The organism is Candidatus Methylopumilus rimovensis (assembly GCF_006364615.1).
Classification (GTDB): Bacteria; Pseudomonadota; Gammaproteobacteria; order Burkholderiales; family Methylophilaceae; genus Methylopumilus; species Methylopumilus rimovensis.
The window spans coordinates 607,672-627,000 of the sequence record NZ_CP040986.1 but is presented as its reverse complement, the minus strand read 5'-3'; the positions used below and the strand labels follow the sequence as shown (position 1 = coordinate 627,000).

20 protein-coding genes are annotated in these 19,329 nt (G+C 35.1%); 7 read left to right on the top strand and 13 right to left on the bottom strand.

Annotated elements, in window-relative coordinates:
* Nucleotides 1-9: 9 nt before the first annotated feature.
* On the top strand, nt 10-1,866 hold the full coding sequence (locus FIT61_RS03200; protein WP_139883221.1) for an O-linked N-acetylglucosamine transferase, SPINDLY family protein: 1,857 nt from the start codon (nt 10-12) through the stop codon (nt 1,864-1,866).
* Here the strand turns inward: FIT61_RS03200 and FIT61_RS03195 are convergent.
* The 4 genes from FIT61_RS03195 to tsaE are packed head-to-tail and all read right to left on the bottom strand — an operon-like array spanning nt 1,863 to nt 5,368.
* Entirely contained in the window at nt 1,863-2,723 is an 861-nt protein-coding gene (locus FIT61_RS03195; RefSeq protein WP_139883219.1) for a DMT family transporter, read from the bottom strand. The genes FIT61_RS03200 and FIT61_RS03195 overlap by 4 nt on opposite strands.
* A complete protein-coding gene (gene miaA, locus FIT61_RS03190) occupies nt 2,720-3,661 on the bottom strand; it encodes a tRNA (adenosine(37)-N6)-dimethylallyltransferase MiaA (protein ID WP_139883217.1) in 942 nt (313 codons plus the stop codon). The genes FIT61_RS03195 and miaA overlap by 4 nt, the downstream gene beginning before the upstream one ends.
* Nucleotides 3,662-3,665: 4 nt before the next feature.
* Nucleotides 3,666-4,889 carry an N-acetylmuramoyl-L-alanine amidase gene (locus tag FIT61_RS03185; RefSeq protein WP_244925216.1) on the bottom strand — a complete coding sequence of 408 codons (1,224 nt, stop codon included), beginning with the start codon at nt 4,887-4,889 and terminating at the stop codon, nt 3,666-3,668.
* A gap of 17 nt (nt 4,890-4,906) precedes the next feature.
* Nucleotides 4,907-5,368 carry a tRNA (adenosine(37)-N6)-threonylcarbamoyltransferase complex ATPase subunit type 1 TsaE gene (gene tsaE, locus FIT61_RS03180; protein ID WP_139883213.1) on the bottom strand — a complete coding sequence of 154 codons (462 nt, stop codon included), beginning with the start codon at nt 5,366-5,368 and terminating at the stop codon, nt 4,907-4,909.
* A 31-nt stretch (nt 5,369-5,399) separates the two neighbouring features.
* Here tsaE and queG point away from each other — a divergent pair, with 31 nt between their 5' ends.
* Complete coding sequence (queG, locus tag FIT61_RS03175; RefSeq protein ID WP_139883211.1) at nt 5,400-6,473, top strand: tRNA epoxyqueuosine(34) reductase QueG; 1,074 nt, start codon at nt 5,400-5,402, stop codon at nt 6,471-6,473.
* A gap of 70 nt (nt 6,474-6,543) precedes the next feature.
* Nucleotides 6,544-8,196: a glucose-6-phosphate isomerase gene (pgi, locus tag FIT61_RS03170; RefSeq protein ID WP_139883208.1), complete on the top strand. Its 1,653-nt coding sequence runs from the start codon at nt 6,544-6,546 to the stop codon at nt 8,194-8,196.
* A 10-nt stretch (nt 8,197-8,206) separates the two neighbouring features.
* Here pgi and sppA read toward each other — a convergent pair whose 3' ends face one another.
* The 4 genes from sppA to FIT61_RS03150 are packed head-to-tail and all read right to left on the bottom strand — an operon-like array spanning nt 8,207 to nt 11,186.
* Entirely contained in the window at nt 8,207-9,181 is a 975-nt protein-coding gene (gene sppA, locus FIT61_RS03165) for a signal peptide peptidase SppA (protein ID WP_139873368.1), read from the bottom strand.
* A gap of 21 nt (nt 9,182-9,202) precedes the next feature.
* The gene (locus tag FIT61_RS03160; RefSeq protein WP_139873367.1) at nt 9,203-9,550 is read right to left on the bottom strand and encodes a Rieske (2Fe-2S) protein; all 348 of its coding nucleotides are present in this window, start codon (nt 9,548-9,550) and stop codon (nt 9,203-9,205) included.
* The gene (locus FIT61_RS03155; protein WP_139883206.1) at nt 9,547-10,200 is read right to left on the bottom strand and encodes an HAD family hydrolase; all 654 of its coding nucleotides are present in this window, start codon (nt 10,198-10,200) and stop codon (nt 9,547-9,549) included. The genes FIT61_RS03160 and FIT61_RS03155 overlap by 4 nt, the downstream gene beginning before the upstream one ends.
* Nucleotides 10,197-11,186 (bottom strand): RluA family pseudouridine synthase, encoded by a 990-nt coding sequence (locus tag FIT61_RS03150; protein ID WP_139873365.1) that lies wholly within the window; start codon nt 11,184-11,186, stop codon nt 10,197-10,199. Before FIT61_RS03150 ends, FIT61_RS03155 begins: the two co-directional genes overlap by 4 nt.
* Nucleotides 11,187-11,574: 388 nt before the next feature.
* On the opposite strand from FIT61_RS03150, the gene FIT61_RS03145 reads away from it, so the two are divergent.
* Nucleotides 11,575-13,911 (top strand): Rne/Rng family ribonuclease, encoded by a 2,337-nt coding sequence (locus FIT61_RS03145; RefSeq protein ID WP_139883205.1) that lies wholly within the window; start codon nt 11,575-11,577, stop codon nt 13,909-13,911.
* Between the two features lies 1 nt (nt 13,912).
* Here FIT61_RS03145 and crcB read toward each other — a convergent pair whose 3' ends face one another.
* Both crcB and orn read right to left on the bottom strand, forming a co-directional pair.
* Nucleotides 13,913-14,290, bottom strand: a complete 378-nt coding sequence (crcB, locus tag FIT61_RS03140) for a fluoride efflux transporter CrcB (RefSeq protein ID WP_187351831.1) — start codon at nt 14,288-14,290, stop codon at nt 13,913-13,915.
* Nucleotides 14,287-14,835, bottom strand: coding sequence for an oligoribonuclease (gene orn, locus FIT61_RS03135; RefSeq protein WP_139883928.1), 549 nt, complete (start codon nt 14,833-14,835; stop codon nt 14,287-14,289). Before orn ends, crcB begins: the two co-directional genes overlap by 4 nt.
* 100 nt (nt 14,836-14,935) lie before the next feature.
* Here orn and FIT61_RS03130 point away from each other — a divergent pair, with 100 nt between their 5' ends.
* Nucleotides 14,936-16,165, top strand: a complete 1,230-nt coding sequence (locus tag FIT61_RS03130; protein ID WP_139883202.1) for a M48 family metallopeptidase — start codon at nt 14,936-14,938, stop codon at nt 16,163-16,165.
* 61 nt (nt 16,166-16,226) lie between these two features.
* Complete coding sequence (gene queD, locus FIT61_RS03125) at nt 16,227-16,664, top strand: 6-carboxytetrahydropterin synthase QueD (RefSeq protein ID WP_139883200.1); 438 nt, start codon at nt 16,227-16,229, stop codon at nt 16,662-16,664.
* Nucleotides 16,665-16,670: 6 nt separating this feature from the next.
* On the opposite strand, the gene dnaQ is transcribed toward queD, so the two are convergent.
* Genes dnaQ through FIT61_RS03110 form a run of 3 tightly spaced genes read right to left on the bottom strand, consistent with a single transcriptional unit; the run spans nt 16,671 to nt 18,510 of the window.
* Nucleotides 16,671-17,351 (bottom strand): DNA polymerase III subunit epsilon, encoded by a 681-nt coding sequence (gene dnaQ, locus FIT61_RS03120; RefSeq protein ID WP_139883927.1) that lies wholly within the window; start codon nt 17,349-17,351, stop codon nt 16,671-16,673.
* Entirely contained in the window at nt 17,348-17,797 is a 450-nt protein-coding gene (gene rnhA / locus FIT61_RS03115) for a ribonuclease HI (RefSeq protein ID WP_139883198.1), read from the bottom strand. The genes dnaQ and rnhA overlap by 4 nt, the downstream gene beginning before the upstream one ends.
* Complete coding sequence (locus FIT61_RS03110; RefSeq protein WP_139883196.1) at nt 17,794-18,510, bottom strand: class I SAM-dependent methyltransferase; 717 nt, start codon at nt 18,508-18,510, stop codon at nt 17,794-17,796. Before FIT61_RS03110 ends, rnhA begins: the two co-directional genes overlap by 4 nt.
* A 44-nt stretch (nt 18,511-18,554) precedes the next feature.
* Here FIT61_RS03110 and gloB point away from each other — a divergent pair, with 44 nt between their 5' ends.
* Nucleotides 18,555-19,280: a hydroxyacylglutathione hydrolase gene (gloB, locus tag FIT61_RS03105; RefSeq protein ID WP_139883194.1), complete on the top strand. Its 726-nt coding sequence runs from the start codon at nt 18,555-18,557 to the stop codon at nt 19,278-19,280.
* Nucleotides 19,281-19,329: the final 49 nt, after the last annotated feature.

The window sequence follows — 19,329 nt, the reverse complement described above, 5'->3', positions numbered from 1 at the left end:
ATTTACATCATGTCGAAAATATTGATTGAAGAAGCAGAAAAATATGAAAGAGGGGGAGATCTTTCAAAAGCCATTAGTTCATTAAAGAAGGCGCTGCAGTTAGAACCTGAAAATTACATTATCCAATTAGAATTAGGAAATCTTTGTGCTTCCAACAAACAATTCGAAGAAGCTGCGGGTTACTTTAGAAGATGCTTGTATCAATTTAAAGATAATGTAGATATTAAAAATGCACTCTGTTTTTCTCTTACTTCATTCGGTAATGAGTATTATTTAGAATCAAAATTCAAATTATCAGAAGCTTGCTTTGAAGAAGTTCTAGAATATGAAAAAAATAATTGGGTTTACTATTACAACTTAGCAAACACACAAGATAAGCTTAATAAAATTTCTATAGCTTATGAGAATTATCAAAAAGCTATCCAACTAAATCCGAATGATGCTGATCTTTGGAATAACAATGGCAACGCAGAACGTAAACTGGGCTATTTAGATAAGTCTTTAATATCCTACCAAAATGCTTTGAAAATCAAGCCTGATCTTTTTCATGCACTAGTCCACCTTGCTCATCAAAAACAGCATATGTGTAACTGGTATGATATTGACAAATATTTCCAAAAAATATGTTCTATTGTAAATACAAATACAGAAGCACTTATTTCGCCTTTTGCTTTCGTTGCAAATCCCCTATCGTCCGCTCAAGATCAACTATTATGCGCAAATCAATGGACACAAAATCATTTTAAAGATCGACCTTTTAAAAAAGAAAAATGGAGACAAAAAAATAAAATTCGTATCGGCTATTTATCGTCGGATTTTAAACTTCACCCACTATATTTTTTAATTCGTGATGTTATCAAATATCACAATCGGGATATATTTGATATTTACGCCTATGACGCAAGTCCACATGAAAATACTAATGAGCGAAAAACACTTATTAGTTTATTTGATTGTTATCGGGACATTTCAAGCCTTAATGATGAAAAAGCTGTAAACCTTATTAATAATGACGAAATTGATATTTTTATTGATTTAACTGGCTATACCAATAATAGTCGTGCTTTTATTGCGCCGCAGCTTGAAAATACAACCACTATTAATTGGCTGGGCTATCCGGGCACGATGGGCCTAACACAAGAAAAACCACTTTATGATTACATCCTGGCTGATGACTTCATTATTCCTAAAAATGATGAAAAGTATTATGCAGAAACCATTCTAAGACTGCCATTTGCATATCAGCCCAATATAGAAAATCGCGCTCACTTAAATCAAAAAAATAGAAAAGATTACGGCATTCCTGAAGATGCTTTTGTGTATTGCGCCTTTAACCAATCTTTTAAAATTACCGAGTTCATATTCAAGGCTTGGCTTACACTCCTTGAAAAATATCCAAAAAGTATCCTATGGTTAACCTATTCAAATGCTTGGGCAACTAGTAATTTGAAAGATTATGCAGATAAGCATGGCATTAACCCAGAAAGAATCATTTTTGCAACACGAGCGCCTAACAATGAACATATAGCTCGTCATGCTTTAGCTGATGTTTATTTAGATACCTTGCCATATAACGCGCATACATCAGCAAGCGATGCCTTATCTATGAATTTACCTATAGTCACACTTAAGGGAAGTACATTTGCTTCAAGAGTGGCGGGAAGTTTGCTTCATAGCTTAAATTTAGATGAACTCATTACCGAAGATATTGAAAGCTACATTAATTGCGCTATTCGACTCACTGAAGACTTAAAATATCGACAAAATGTTATTTATAGATTGAATGAAGCTAAAAGAAATTCACCCGTATTCCATCCGCAATTATTCGTAAAAACATTAGAGAGTGTCTATCAAAATTTAATTTAATTTTTTGCGGCAAGAATAACTCCAGCAATAATCATGATGCCGCCAAACCATTCTTTAATTTCAATACTTTCACCTACAAGTAAGTAAGATGAAATTGCAGCAACCACGATTTCAAAAAGAAAAAAACTAGACGCTTCAACCGCTTTAATTTGTGTAACTCCAAATTGAACAAGTAAGGTTGAAAAAAATAAACATAATGCAATCGCAATAGCAATAAAAGCATCCACTGGCCTAAAAAAATGTAATGAAGGCATAGTGTCTTTATCAAAGAGAATGCATATTATGGCTATTATGATAACACCTATCCAAATTGCTAAAGCTTTCTGACTGATTGTCATATGCTGATGTTTTCTCGTCATGACATTGGTCATCGCAAAACCTATTCCTGAGCTCAGCGCTAACCAATCGCTCTTTAAATCTAAATAAATAAAATGGTTTGGTTGCCAGAACATAACCAATGCACCAAGAAGCGAAATAAATGCAGCAATATAATGTCTTTTTTGCGTATCTTCATTTAGCATAAAGTGAGATAAAAAAATAGTCCAAACTGGGGAGAGGTAAAACAAAAGCATAACGCGAATAACCTCGCCATCAATCACAGCTAATACATAACTAATATTGGTATAACCAGCTACAACAGAAAGAAACCAGAAATCTTTCGACCATATAGGAATCTTTTTCTTAGTGATAAAAAAATATGGTAGCGCAATAGCAAGTGTCAATATAAACACATAAAGACTGGAATATATGCCTGAAACACCAGCTTGTGCCATCAAGCGATATGGATACCAAATAATTCCCCAGACAAAAGCTCCAAAAAGCAATGAAAATATAGGAAGGTAATGTTTTATTCTCATACTAATGCAGCTTTTATGAAAGCTTCGACCTCTTCATTTAAACGATGATTTCCACAATCGAACACATTAAGATTTTCCATGCTTCTCATCCAAGTCATTTGCCTTTTTGCAAGTTGCCGAGTTGCGAAAACAATCTTATCGATACATTCTTTTTCCTGAAAATCACCATTAAAATACTCAAGCACTTGACGATAGCCAACTGATCTCATTGATGGCATGTGATTTTGAAGCTCAGGATACTTTTTACGCAAAAACTCTACTTCTTTAAATAAGCCAGCCTCAATCATTTCATTAACTCTAAATTCAATACGCTGATGAAGAATTTTTCTATTACTGGGCATCAATCCTAATTTAAAAACAGTGAAAGGAAATTCATTTTTATTTTTTGATTTATGAAAATAAGATAAAGTTTTTCCAGAAGAATAAAAAACTTCTAAACCGCGACTAATACGCTGAGCGTCATTAGGATTTAACTTCATTGCTGTTTCATTATCAACAGACTTGAGTTTTTCATAAAGTTTTGGCCATCCAAATTGAATGGCTTCTTTTTCTATATCTTTTCTTATTTGATAATCAGTTTTCGGCATTTGATTAATGCCTTTTTCAAGAGCGTTGAAATACATCATTGTGCCTCCTACCAATAGTGGAATATGGCCTCGGAGTAGAATTTCATCAATAAGCCTTAAAGTATCTTGTAAAAATTGCGCTACGGAATATGTTTCATCTGGCCTAATGATATTGATGAGATGGTGAGGTGCCACATTTAAGACATTTTGAGATGGCTTAGCTACACCAATGTTCATATCTTGATATATTTGAGCGGAATCAACACTAATGATTTCAAATGGGAAAGTATTAACGAGGTCAACAGCAAGTTTTGTTTTGCCTGACGCTGTTGGCCCTAATAAAAAGAAAATAGGTGGCTTATCTATTGCCATATCTTTAGAAATTCTTAGCGATATTAGGATTGGAAGATAAATATTTTTTTATACCAATTAAAATATTTTTAGCTAAAATTTCCTGATGTTCGTCATTATTTAAGATCTGCTCCTCTTTAGGATTACTAATAAAAGCTGTTTCAACAAGAATGGATGGAATATCAGGTGATTTAAGAACCGCAAATCCTGCTTGTTCGACATTAGACTTATGTAAGTCATTAATATCGCGTAGCTGATCCAAAACGAAATTACCAAGTTTTACGCTGTCATTAATAGTTGCTGATTGAGATAAATCAAGTAATGTTTTTGCTAACATCGGATCTTTATCATCCAAACTTACACCGCCGATTAAATCTGACTCATTTTCCTTGTTAGCTAAATATCTTGCCGAGGCAGACGTGGCACCACTTTCTGATAATGCAAATACTGAAGAGCCTTTGGCATCTGGATTAGTAAAAGCATCCGCGTGGATAGACACAAAGATATCCGCCTTTAATTTTCTTGCTTTTATAACCCGCCCATGAAGGGGAACGAAATAATCATCATCCCGCGTTAATACTGCTCTTAATTGCTCGTCATTATCAATCTCTTTTTTAAGTTTTCTCGCAATCGATAAAGTAATATTTTTTTCTAAACTGCCAGAGGCGCCTCTTGCACCAGAGTCCTCACCACCATGCCCAGCATCTATAGCAATCACGATTTTTTTAGTAGGAATTTTATTAGATTGCGATGATGGAGCTTCTTGAAGTGCTTTTTCTTTTTTAGTTTCTGATGGGGACGACAAAATAATCTCTTTCTTAGGGGCCGTTATATCTTTTTTTTCTTTGTCTTGGACAAGCGCCATTAATTCGTCAACTCTTGGATAAACATCGATCACTAAACGATGCTTATAACCCCCCGCAGGCTTTAGAGAAAAAATATTAATTTTAGATTCAGCCCTTAGCTCAATTACGACTCGAGACACTTGACTATTAAATTTAGCAACACGAATTTGTTTAATATTAGGATCGCTTGATAATATTTTTGTACTTAAATTTTTTAAATCATCATTCAGTTCAATGTCGTGAAGATCAATCACCAAGCGATCTGGGTTTTTTAAAATCATTTGATCATTACTAATAGGCTTGAGAGATTCTAGGGTTACTCGCGTGTACTCTCTTGCAGGCCATACTCGCGCAGATTCAATCGAATTTTTTGCAAAAATATGATTAGGGAAAATTGTCCACATTAGTACAAAAAAAACTTTTAGATGATGGCTTTTAAACATTCAGTTCCTATTGATGTATAACTAATCAAATGAAGATGTCGGCCATGAGGGGTGTGACTAAGCTCAATTGAAATGTCAGGTTTGGGAAGAATATGCCCTGCTTTTTCTGGCCATTCAACCAAGCAAATAGAAGTATTATTAAAGTACTCTCTAAATCCAGCATCATCCCATTCAGTTTCATCTTTGAAGCGGTAGAGATCAAAGTGGTAAATAGTAAATTTTTCTAAACTATAAGGCTCCACGAGCGTATAAGTCGGACTTTTAACTTTATCTTGATAACCAAGTCCTCGGAGAACACCTCTAACAAATGTCGTTTTGCCAGAACCCAATTCACCTTTTAAATATAAATTCATTCCAGGAAATAAATGACTTGCCATACTTTCCGCCAAACGAAGTGTTTCACTTTCATCTTTTAAGTCATAATTAGAATCAAACATCATAGATACAATTTATATAAAAAATAATTAAAACATGACAGAAATTTGGGATCAATTAGCATTGCAAATTAAAGGCTGGGGCCGAGAATTTGGTTTTGATCAAATTGGCATCGCTGATATAGATCTCAATCATACTAAAGATCATTATCTAGAATGGATTAAACAAGGGTTCCATGGTGAAATGCATTATATGGTAAAACATGGTTCTCGGCGATATAAGCCAGAAGAGCTAGTACCTCATACTATTCGAATTATCACAGCTAGACTTAACTATTTTCCTCATTCGCAAAATTCAGAAACTATTTTGCAGGATAGTCAAAAAGCGTTCATTTCACGTTACGCTTTAGGTCGTGATTATCATAAAGTAATGCGTGCAAAGCTAAAAAAGCTTTCAGAAAAAATTCAAAAAGAAGCACATAAAGCTTTAGATCACGCTTTTCAATTTAGGTTATTTACAGATAGCGCTCCAGTGATGGAGGTTGAGCTTGCTGAGAAATCTGGGCTTGGTTGGAGAGGAAAACATACTCTACTTATTAATAAAGAGCATGGCTCCTGGTTCTTTCTAGGTGAAATTTATATTAACTTACCTTTGCCTATTGATAAAAAAGTCGAAAATCATTGTGGTACTTGCACAAGCTGTATGGATGTATGTCCAACCAAGGCTATTATAGGGCCCTATAAACTCGATGCAAGAAAATGCATTTCTTATCTCACCATTGAACATAAGTCCTCAATACCCATGGAATATCGCAAACAAATTGGCAATCGTGTGTATGGTTGTGACGACTGTCAATTATATTGCCCCTGGAATAAGTTTGGTCAAATCTCCAAAGAAGATGACTTTAAGGTAAGGCATGGTTTAGATGATATAGAACTCGTAGAATGTTTTTTATGGACTGAAGCAGAATTTTTAGAAAACATGGAAGGTAGCGCAATTCTTCGCATAGGCTATGATCAATGGTTGAGGAATGTTGCAATAGGACTCGGCAATGCCAAAACATCTGAAATTATTGTGAATGCACTTAAAAGCAAATATCAAGAAGCCTCTGCACTCGTTAAGGAGCATATAACATGGGCTCTCGCACAACATAATTTTCATATAAATTAAGTATGTCTTTGCTATAATGTGAAGTTAAATTAAATTTTTCATTATTAAATCCTTAAATTGAACGTTATACATGTCGCAAATTAATCAATCGCCCATCTGGCAATCTCTAAATCAAAATAAAAAAGATATCGAATCCATCTCACTTCGCGAGATGTTTAAATCAGACCCCGATCGTTTTAATCAATTTCATATTCAATTTAATGATTTACTTCTAGATTATTCAAAACATCGCATTTCTAAAGAAACAATTAATCTTTTAGTTAAGCTTGCAAAAGAAGCTGATGTTGAGGGTTGGCGAAATCGGATGTTTGAAGGTGAAAAAATAAACTCCACCGAACATCGCGCAGTTCTTCACACGGCTCTTCGCAATCAAAACCACTCATCTATCATTTCGGATGGTGAAGACGTTATGCCAAAGATTAAAAATGTACTCAAAAAAATGCGTCGTTTTAGTGAAGAAGTAAGGTCAGGTCAATGGAAAGGTTTTACTGGTAAAGCAATTACGAGTGTCATTAATATCGGTATAGGTGGTTCTGATCTTGGTCCTGCCATGGTTTGTCAGGCATTAAAAGCTTATGGTTCAAAAACCATTACACCTTATTTTGTATCTAACGTGGATGGTGCTGATCTCTATCAGGCCTTAGAAAAATGTAATCCAGAAACAACGCTTTTTATTGTCGCTTCCAAAACATTTACAACGCAAGAAACAATGACCAATGCTTTTTCCGCAAGGGATTGGTTCCTTAAAGCAGCAAAAGACAACCAACATATTACAAAACATTTTGTTGCATTATCAACAAATCAACATGCTGTATCGCAATTTGGTATCGACACAGAAAATATGTTTGAGTTTTGGGACTGGGTAGGGGGACGCTACTCCCTTTGGTCAGCAATTGGGCTTTCTATTGCGCTTTATATTGGTATGGATGGATTCGAAGAGTTGCTCAAAGGTGGTTTTGAAATGGATGAGCATTTCAAAACAGCGCCAATAGAACAAAATATTCCGATGATGATGGGGTTATTAGGTGTCTGGTACATTAATTTCTTTAATTTTCCAACCCATGCAATCTTAGCTTATGATCAAGGCTTATCTAAATTAGCGCCTTATCTTCAACAAGCCGATATGGAAAGTAACGGTAAATTTATCAATCGAGATGGCGAGCACATTGATTTTCATACAGGCCCAGTTATTTGGGGCGAAGTGGGTACTAATGGTCAGCACGCTTTCTATCAACTGCTTCATCAAGGCACTGAGATTGTTCCTGCAGACTTTATCATGCCGATTGAATCTCAATACGCAATAGGTAAAGACGGTAATGAGCATCATAAAATTTTACTTTCAAACTTTATCGCGCAAACACAATCTTTGATGCTAGGAAAAACATATGATGAGGCTCGCGCCGAAATTGAAAAACAGGGTTATGAAGGTGAAGATATTGAAAGCTTTATTCCACAAAAGACATTTGAAGGTAATCGACCAACCTCTTCCATACTTTTCCCAAAATTAAGTCCAAATACCTTAGGTCAAATTATTGCAATGTATGAACATAAAATTTTTACCCAGGGAATCATCTGGAATATCAATTCATTTGATCAATGGGGCGTGGAATACGGCAAACAGATTGCAAAACAAGTTTTACCTAAATTATCTGAAAAAACACTTACAGATAACTTTGATAGCTCTACAAATGGATTAATTAATTACATTAAAAAATATCAATAAGTTATTGATTTTATTTAATAATTAATTTTTGATTAAGTATGGCGGTCCTTAAAGATTCATTCATAGAAGATCCTAAACTTGCTCCAAATTTACGAGCAAAACGATCAGCAAAACCTTCGTATGTCGTAAAATCAACCACCTCTTCAGCCTTAATTATTTCACGAGCAACATAATCATAATTTCCAAAACCATCAGCTAAACCAAGTTTGACAGCAGATTCACCATTCCAAAAAAGTCCGCTAAATGTATCTGGTGATTCCTTAAGGCGATTTCCACGCCCTTCTTTAACTACCACAATAAATTGCTGATGAACTTCATTTAACATTTCTTGAACAAAAGCTTGTTGTTTTGGATTGATTGGTGAAAAAGGATCAAGCATGGCTTTGTTCGACCCTGCTGTCATAAGCCGTCTTTCAATACCAACTTTTTTCAAAGTATCTGTAAAGCCAAAGCCATCCATTAAGACGCCAATTGAGCCAACGATACTAGCTTTATCAACAAAAATTTGATCCGCAGCTACAGCAATGTAATAGCCTCCTGAAGCGCAAATATCTTCTACTACTGCATAAACGGGAATATGTGGATGTAATTTTTTTTGCCGCTTAATTTCGTCATTAATCATCCCGGATTGAACTGGACTCCCTCCAGGACTGTTAATTTTTAGAACAATGCCCCTTGTACCACGGCTATCATAAGCCCTCTGTATACTTTCAAAAAAGTCTTTTGCATTAACTTCATCTTTCTCACCAATGACACCATTAATTTCAATCAACGCGGTATGATTGCCTGAGCCACCTTTTGTGTGCATCGCACCAAATGCCAAAAATAAAAGCACAAAGAGATAAAAAAATGTAATCGATTTAAAAAAAATACTCCAGCGCCTAGCAATTCTTTGCTCACCTAAAGCTGAAAGTGCGATTTTTTCTAACGCTTCTCTTTCCCAATGTTCTATTGGTTTCTTTTCTGTCTTTTTTCTAACTGCCATTTGGTTTGCTCCGTAAATGCTTTAATAAATTTCAACCCATAATACATCGTTTGATTCTGTTACATTTAATTTTTCTAATATTTCACCACGACAAGGCCCAGAAATGCATTCACCAGAAACGGGATGATAAATGGCCCCATGTGTCGAGCATACAATCCATTGCTTTTGATCATCCATAAATTCATTAGGCTTATAATCAAGCTCAATTGGCATATGCTTGCATTGATTAAGATAAGCATGATACTTACCTTCAAAAAGAACTACAAAACCAGATTGAATGGCAGCTTCTGTTTGATATTCAAATTTGGTCGTTGAGCCATCACCTTTAAAAGCCTTTTTATCTATTTCAATTTTTGTGTTTGTGCTCATGGTAATAAGAAATCTACAACCTCTTTAAATGAATCAAAACAGGCCAAAGGCTCAAAACTTATCAACACATCTTTTGGTTGTGCTCCATAAGTAACTGCAATAGTTTGAATGTGTGCATTCTTTCCCATTTCAAGATCATAATGAGTATCACCCACAATCACAGCACGATCAGCTGGTATCTGGGTTTCTTCTAAAATAGCCTCAACCATATGGGGATGGGGTTTAGAAAAGCATTCATCTACTGTTTTTGTAGATAAAAAATATCTATTTAAATCAGTATCTTGTAATGCAAACTTTAGACCTTTTCTACTTTTACCTGTAGCAACTGCAAGCTTACATTTATGCTGATAAAGCCGCTCAATACCCTCTTTTACGCCATCAAAAAGATATGAATTGCCCTCATTTGCATGATAATGCGAACGATAACCCTCAGCGACTTTCTCTAATAATGAAGACGACAAATGAGGAAATAACTTAAGCAATAATTGATTTAGACCCAATCCTAAGGTCTTTAAAATTAACTCTCTAGGAGGTGCTATAACACCAGCGCTTTCAGCAGCTGATATAACAGCATCTACAATAATGCCCGTTGAATCAGCTACAGTTCCATCCCAGTCTAAAATAACCAAATCAAAGCGAGGCGATTTCATGAGGTATGTTGACTTAAAAAGGCATCAAGTTCGCGCGGTAAAGGGGCTTTTAACTCTAATAACTCTTCCGTTAAGGGATGTTTCATTTTCATAGAGAATGCGTGAAGAAACATACGTTTTAAACCTTTTTTTTGGAGCGCTTTATTCAACGTAAAATCTCCATATTTATCATCGCCTAAAATAGGAAATCCTAGATACGCAAGCTGAACCCGAAGCTGATGCGTCCTTCCAGTAATAAGCTTAGCTTCCAGGAGTGAGTATGCTCCTAAAGATTTTTTTAAATAAAAAATAGTTTTACTCATTTGATTCTGACTATCGTCTTCACCATCGGTCACATTGACACGCCTCTCGCCACCTTGCGTGAATGTTTTTTTGAGCATTAATTCAACAGTTTTTTTAGGCTCGATCCATTCACCTTCAACCATCATGATATATTTTTTTTCGATACGGTTATGGCGCATCATATCGTGCATATTTACCAGCGCCGAACGCTTTTTTGCAATCAATAAAATGCCAGAAGTTTCTCGATCAATACGATGAACAAGCTCTAAAAACTTAGCCTTAGGTCTTGCATGACGAATCAGTTCTATAACGCCGAAATTAAGTCCGCTACCACCATGGACAGCATAACCACTTGGCTTATTAATCGCCAATAACGCCTCATCTTCATAAATAATATTTGTTTCTAACCAGGCTGTTTGTTGTTGTTTGGGCTCGATAACATGAGGCGCCCTCTCCACTTCTATTGCAATGGGAGGAATCCTTACTTGATCATCTATTTTAAGGCGATACGAAGTATCGATTCGCTTTTTATTTACCCTTACTTCACCGCTTCTAAGAATTTTATAAATGTGACTTTTAGGTACATTTTTTAAAATTTTTAAAAGGAAGTTATCAATTTTTTGTGTTTCACTTGCTTCATCCACAAGAACAAATGTGGCTTTTTCATGAGAAAAAAGATTTTTAGCGTTAGTATTTTGAGCCATATTTTGTTTAATTGGATTTATACCCTATACTAGATGTGTTCAGACTCTCTTAATCAATTGAATTGAAGAGATAATTTAAACTGAATTATACCGTGACAACAAATTACTATGGCTTTTTCCGCTCGCCTTATTTTAAGTAGCGGCCTTGAAACAAGGTTTGAAAATTTAAAGAATATTTTAGTTTTATTGCACATGTACACAAAAAAGATTCATAAATATTTTGCTCAACAATCTTACAAATAAGATCTGTGACTAAGTAAATAATTTAAAAACTTTTTAATAAAAAGTTTTATTTCAAGAAATGCTAACCTTTTCTGAGGTTAGATGTGCACCTGAATAACTGAAATACATTCTTTATCTTAAAACCTACTTGTAGGAGTTTTAGATAATGAAACGTATGCTTTTTAATGCAACCCAATCAGAAGAATTGCGAGTTGCGATTGTAGATGGTCAAAAATTAATTGATCTTGATATTGAACGTGGAAGTCGCGCACTAAAGAAAAGTAATATATACAAAGGTATCGTCACTAGAATAGAGCCTTCTCTTGAGGCAGCTTTCGTAAACTATGGCACAGAGCGTCATGGTTTTCTTCCTTTTAAAGAAATTTCACCTCAATACTTCAAAGAATCGACTCAAAACCGCCCTCGCATTCAAGATGTTATTGAAGAAGGTCAGGAAATTATCATTCAAGTTACGAAAGAAGAGCGAGGCAATAAAGGTGCAGCGCTTTCAAGCTACCTTTCTCTTGCAGGTCGGTATATCGTATTAATGCCTAATAATCCTGATGGTGGGGGTGTTTCAAGACGTGTTGAAGGCGAAGAACGCAATGAGTTCCGAGATCATATTTCAAATTTAGATATTCCAGAGGGTATGAGCGTTATTGGCAGAACAGCTGGCGTAGGTTCGTCGCTTGAAGAACTTCAATGGGATTTAAATTACCTTAAACAATTATGGACTGCTATTGAAGAAGCCTCGCAAGGCCAATCAGGTGCATTTCTAATTTACCAAGAAGGCAATCTCGTAATTCGAGCTATCAGAGACTACTTCCATCCCGACATAGGTGAAATTCTTATTGATACGCAAGAGATCTATGATCAAGCGACCCAATTTATGAATCATGTCATGCCAAATTATGTGGATCGCGTAAAGCTATACGAAGATGAAGTTTCTTTATTTTCTCGCTTTCAAATTGAACATCAAATTGAATCAGCTTTCTCTAGGGAAGTAAGATTGCCGTCAGGCGGCGCCATTGTGATTGACCATACTGAAGCTCTTGTTTCTATTGACGTAAATTCATCAAGAGCCACAAAAGGAAGTGATATTGAACATACTGCATTTAATACCAATATTGAAGCTGCTGAAGAAGTTGCTAAGCAATTAAGACTTCGAGATTTGGGTGGCTTAGTGGTGATTGACTTCATTGATATGGAAAGTCAAAAAAATCAACGCGAGGTTGAAAATCGCTTTAGAGAGGCACTTCATCATGATCGTGCGCGAGTCCAGACAGGTAAAATTTCTCGCTTTGGATTGCTTGAGCTTTCTCGTCAGCGACTTCGTCCAAGTATTGGCGAATCTAGCAATAGTATATGCACAAAATGTAATGGCACTGGTTCAATTAGAGATATTCAATCAACGGCATTGCATATTCTTCGTATGATTCAAGAAGAATCTATGAAAGAACATAATGCAACTATTTCGGCTCAATTGCCTATTGAAGTTGCAACATTCCTCCTTAATGAAAAACGCTCCGATATTTTTAATCTTGAACAGCGCTTAAAAGTTGAAATCATATTAATTCCTAATAAGCATCTTGAGTCTCCAAACTATTCAATCTCAAGTACAAAACAAGAGGATATTGCAAGCCAATCTAAGCCTAGCTATCAAATGATGGAGTCATTGAATGAAGGCAATCAAGTTTTAAGCTATAAACAAGCGTCTAATGAACCTAGACAAGAACCTTTAGTTAAAGGTATTGTTCCCGATAGTCCTGCTCCTTCAGGATCTGGAAAATCGAATAAAACATTATTTGGCTTCTTTAAAAATCTCATTGCTGGAGATGATGAGAATACAGAAAACAATAATGAAGAAAAACTGGAAACTTCTGAAACAAATGAAAACAATCGTCCACGACCACATCACAATAATCGAGGACGAAATAATCGTCATCAGAAATTTAAACAACATAATAGAAAACAAGCTCAAGGAGAAGGTCAGCCTTCTCAATCGGACATTGCAACAACTTCCACTGAAAAAGTATCGCCTTCAGATACGCGACCAAATCAAGAGAGCAACAGAAGAGGCCGAAACAATAAACGTGGTCGCTTCAATAAAGATCGAGATGCCAGAGCTAATCAAGGGCCAAATGATTTTGAGAAAAAAGCTTTAGCGGCGCAAGATGCTCCCGTTTTAAATAAATCTTCCCAAGAAGTTAATGATGCGCAGGCTAAGAAAATAGAGTCTAAATCAAATGAAATTTCTAAAAAACCTACTAAACCCAAAAAGCGAGAGGAAGAAAAACCAGTTGATCTAAAGGCGATTGGTCTTGAGCTTGTTGAAACAAAAAACAGATCAAAACCTAAAGCTAAAAAAGAAATAGAAGAAAAATCTAAAAAAGCAGCGCCAAAGAAAACGGCAGCTTGGCAAAAGAAAGAAAAAGATAAAGTTAAAGATGAGCCTATCGTAATGATAGAAACTAAGGCTGCGAAGAAAAAAGCTGCTAAATAGTTTATTGCTTAATAAAGCTTATAGAAAGCCAGCCAAGGTAGGCCATCAATAGAGATCCAATGACATGAAGCGCAACAAGAGTGAGCGAGGCAACGAGCTCATTCTTTTGCAGTAATTGAAAAACTTCGGCAGTGAAAGCGGAGAATGTTGTAAGGCCGCCTAAAAAACCAATATTAATAATCAATTTTAAGTCAGGGTTAAGTTCGCTAAACAACTCGAACGCGCCCATCGTTATACCTGTTAAATAACCACCTATTAAATTTGCTGTCAGTGTTCCTAATGGAAATAATGGATGCATAGCATTTAATAAAATACCTATACCCCATCGGCTCCACGCACCAAGAGCTGCAGCTAATCCTATATATAAAAAATTTTTCAAGATAATTTTAAAAAATGTTCACGATAATATTTTAATTCATCAATAGACTCATATATATCTGACAAAGCCTCGTGTTTACTTGATTTTTTAAACCCTTGGTATAGTGAAGGTCTCCATCGACGAGAAAGCTCTTTAAAAACGCTTACATCTAGATTCCTATAATGAAAATAGCTTTCTAGATTTGGCATGTGCTTTGCCATGAAACGTCGATCTTGGCAGATTGAATTTCCACACATCGGTGATTTATTCGGCGCAATATGCTTTTTTAAAAACTCAATGGTAATCTCTGATGCATAAACTTCATCAAACATTGATTGCTTAACCCTTTCTATCAGGCCCGACTTCGAATGTGTAGATTGATTCCAAGCATCCATGCCATTCAATATTTCATCCGCTTGATGAATAACAATAACAGGGCCTTCTGCAATGATATTTAAGTGTGGATCAGTCACTACAGTTGCAACTTCGAGCACCTTATCAGTCTCGGTATTAAGCCCACTCATCTCCATATCAAGCCATATTAAATTATCGTCCGAAGAGCTCATCATGATTTCCATTAAAAAAGTACTAATTGATTGAAACAATCTACAAAATAAGATTGTTTTCATACAGAATACTAGAATATTAACTTAATTCAGAGAGATTATGGACGAAATACTACGCAACACTTTTATTGCAATTCTTGCCTTAACTACGGGTATTCATTTATGGCTTGTAAAAAGACATATTAATTTTGTATCGCTTAATAAAAATAAAGTACCTGATGCCTTTAAGAAAAATATTAGCCTTAAAGATCATCAAAAAGCTGCACATTATGCAATTGAAAAAAGTGAATTGGGCTTTAAAGATACAATCGTTCAAGCTTTTACCCTTTTGCTTCTGACTGTTGGAGGATTTATCAGCGTAATCTCACAACTTTACAATGAAGTTACATCACCCCTTTTGAAAGATGTCGCAATCATTTTGAGTGTGATGTTGATTACAAGCCTTATCGATCTTCCTTTTAATTATTACAAAACATTCAGAATTGATGAAAAATTTGGCTTCAATCGAATGACAAAAAAATTATTTTTTACGGATCTTTATAAACAGATGATTTTAGGCTTGTGTCTTGGCCTTCCTATTTTATTTATTGCATTGTGGATGCTAAAAAATGCTGGGGATTATTGGTGGTTTTATCTTTGGGCAGTGTGGAGTTTATTTAATCTTTTAATACTTGCTATCTATCCTACTTGGATTGCTCCTTTTTTTAATAAATTCTCACCTTTAAAAGATAAATCCTTAAAAACTAAAATTATCGCATTATTAAAAAAATGTGGATTTAGGTCTCAAGGATTATTTGTTATGGATGGATCAGCAAGAAGCAATCATGGCAATGCATATTTCACAGGGTTTGGTAAAAATAAACGTATCGTATTTTTTGATACCCTTTTAGAACGTCTTAATCATAATGAAATTGAAGCTGTTTTAGCTCATGAGCTTGGTCATTTTCATCATAACCATGTTAAAAAAAGAATTCTTATGATGTTCTTAGTGAGCTTTGTTGGCCTCGCTATTCTAGGTTATCTAAAAGATCAAATATGGTTTTACCATGGCCTTGGTATTTCCAGTCCTTCGGATGGAAGTGCCCTGCTTCTTTTTATGTTAGTTGGCCCCACTTTTATCTTTTTTATAAGACCTATCATGGCCTTCTATTCAAGACAAAATGAATTTGAAGCAGATCGTTATGCAAAAATACATTCGAGCGCAAAATATCTCAAAGACTCGCTCGTAAAACTTTATCGAGATAATGCATCTACTTTAACACCCGACCCTTTATATTCGGCATTTTATGATTCTCATCCCCCAGCATTACAACGCATTGCGAGGCTATAGATCTTTTAATATGAAGCAATGGTAAAATGACATTTATCTAGACGACATTAAAGTTTAATAAATGGACATAACAACCAGATTAGAATTTGATGCAGGGCATCGCATACCCAACCATAAAAGTAACTGCAAAAATTTACATGGCCACCGTTATGCAATCGAAGTTACCGTAACAGGCCCCATTCATGACGATAATAAAAGTTCAGATTTTGGTATGGTTATTGATTTTTCTGATGTAAAACAAATTATTAAAGATTTAATAGTAGATCGCTGGGATCATGCATTTATTGTTTATAAAGATGATAAAGAAATTGTTAATTTTTTAAACACACTACCAAATCATAAAACTGTAATTTTTCCAGTTGTCCCAACTGCCGAAAATATGGCATCAGAAGCTTATTTAATTTTAAGTTCTGAATTTAATAATCGTTTTAATCATCAGCTTAAAATTAAACAAATTCGTATTTATGAAACGCCGAACAGCTGGGCTGATGCATTGTAGTTTTGATTACCAAGCTAGTTTCTTTTCGCCTTTCATTTTATTCAAATAAGCTTCATGACTTTTAAGTTCTTCATCATCAGCCTTTAAAATAAAAAGGTTTGTTGGGCGCTTGGCATTTTTTTCTCCAACAATATCAGACCCATTGTATTGAAAATCAATCATAAGATCCTCTTGTCCGCGAGTCATAGCCAAATAAACTTCGGCCAAAAGTTGCGCATCTAATAAAGCCCCATGAAGACTTCTTTGCGAATTGTTGATGTTATAAAAACGACATAAAGCATCCAAGCTATTTCGTTGTCCTGGCCGCATATCTTTAGCCATTTTTAAGGTATCAATAACATTTTCAACCGCTTCTTCAATTGGTGGCTTTTCGATTAAACCAAGCTCCATATTAATAAAACCAATATCAAATGGTGCGTTATGAATAATAAGCGTTGCGTCTTTAACAAATTTTATAAAATCAGAAGCAATTTCCGTAAATCTAGGTTTGTCTTGTAAAAAATCTAAAGTGATCCCATGCACTTCTTGAGCCGCAGGATCTATTTCCCTATCTGGATTTACATAAAAATGAAAAGAATTATTTGTGGGTCGACGATTTATAATTTCAATTGCAGCAATTTCAATAATTCGATGCCCTTGATTTGCATACAGGCCTGTTGTTTCAGTATCTAAAAATATATGTCTCACCATGACTCCTTAAATAAACTATCAACGCCCTGATTTGCAAGTTGATCTGCCTTTTCATTGCCATCATGACCAGCATGACCTTTAACCCATAGCCATTCGATTGAATGAGCAGATGCCAGCTCATCAAGCCTTTGCCATAAGTCTATATTCTTGATAATTTTTTTACTACTATTTTTCCACTGGTTAAGCTTCCAAGCATGAATCCATTCCGTAATACCTTTTTGAACGTAAGTGGAATCCGTATATATTTTAATTTCAGACGCCTGTTTAACAATTTCGAGCGCTTTAATAACTGCCAACAGCTCCATACGATTATTCGTAGTATTCTTTTCGCCACCAAAAATAGATTTTTCATTTGCTCCAGAAATTAATAATGCACCCCAGCCACCATCTCCTGGATTACCTTTGCAAGCACCGTCTGTATATATTGTGATATCAGGTTTCATGGTTTAACTTTATAAGTTTTAGATTTTTGTGCTGAATAAATTGTAGTCTTAATTAATTTCTTTTGCCACAAAGGCTGAATGGGCGTCATACCATGCACCCTCTTTTGTATAACTAGAAAATAAAATCCCCCCAACATTGGCCACCATCGATCGCCTAATTGTTCCATAACCTGTATTTTTTTCAGCCATGATGATTGCTGAATTGGAGGAATATAACACCCCATTTTCCCTTCAACCATTTCTAGCCCAACAATAGGTAGCCACTCTCTAATTTTGCTAAGCGATATAAATTTAGTATTCCAAGGGTAATCAATATCAAAACTTAAAAATCTTTTTATTCCCCACAAGCTCGTTGGATTAAAACCTGTAATTATCAGACGCCCTTCGGGCATCAACACCCGATGGATCTCTTTCAGTAATTCATAAGGTTCGGACATTTGCTCTAATATGTGAGGAACAATAAGCAAATCTACCGAAGACTCGTCAAAGGGCAAGGCTTCGTTCGACGTCATTAAATCAGCTTGATTCGAGTTTAACGAGAATTTGTTCTGAATTCGCGAATGATCCAAAAAATCAATGTCGAAATTGCCTATTTGAATCGCATAAAATCCAAATGTATCAACAACAACAGGGTTTATATATTTATATTCTAAAGCAATTAAATATCGACCCAAAGGGCTATTAAACCATTCCTGTGGTGAAATTTTAGGCATAAAAAATATCTTATAATGATAGAAATACTTTACTATGAATACAAATGACAGGCTACAAAGAAAAACAATTTATTAAAATCGAGCCCATTGAAGCCTTTCAAGATAATTATATTTGGTTAATTCATAACGATCAAAATTGCATTGTTATTGACCCTGGTGATGCAAACCCAGTCATCGAAGTATTAAAAAGAAAGAGCCTCAGCCTAGCTGCTATTTTAATCACACACCATCATGCCGATCACATTGGCGGGGTTTCGCAGCTTCACAAAAAATATCCGGATATTACAATCTATGCCCCAGAAAAAGACAAATATGATTTTGTCAATATAAGCCTTAAAAATGGGGATGAAATTAATATTCCTGAGCTTCAAATAAACTATAAAATAATTGAAATTCCTGGCCATACCCAAGGGCATATCGCATATTACGATATGAAAAACCTTTTCTGTGGTGATACCCTTTTTGCATGTGGATGCGGCAGAATATTCGATGGAACCCATGAGCAAATGTATAACTCATTAAAAAAAATAAGTGCTTTACCGAAAGAGACAAAAGTCTATTGTGCACATGAATATACTAAAAAAAATATTGCATTCGCTCTGTCATTAAAACCTCATGATATGAATCTAAAATTAAGAAGTGAATTTACTTCAAAACTAAAAATTACTGTTCCATCATCGCTCGACGAAGAGTTAAGAACAAATCCATTCCTAAATTGTGATTCTTTAGAGACATTCAAAAAGCTTAGAGATCTTAAAGATCAGTATTGAAATGATGTTACTCACTAAACACCTATTAGCTTGTATTTGTATCTCGATA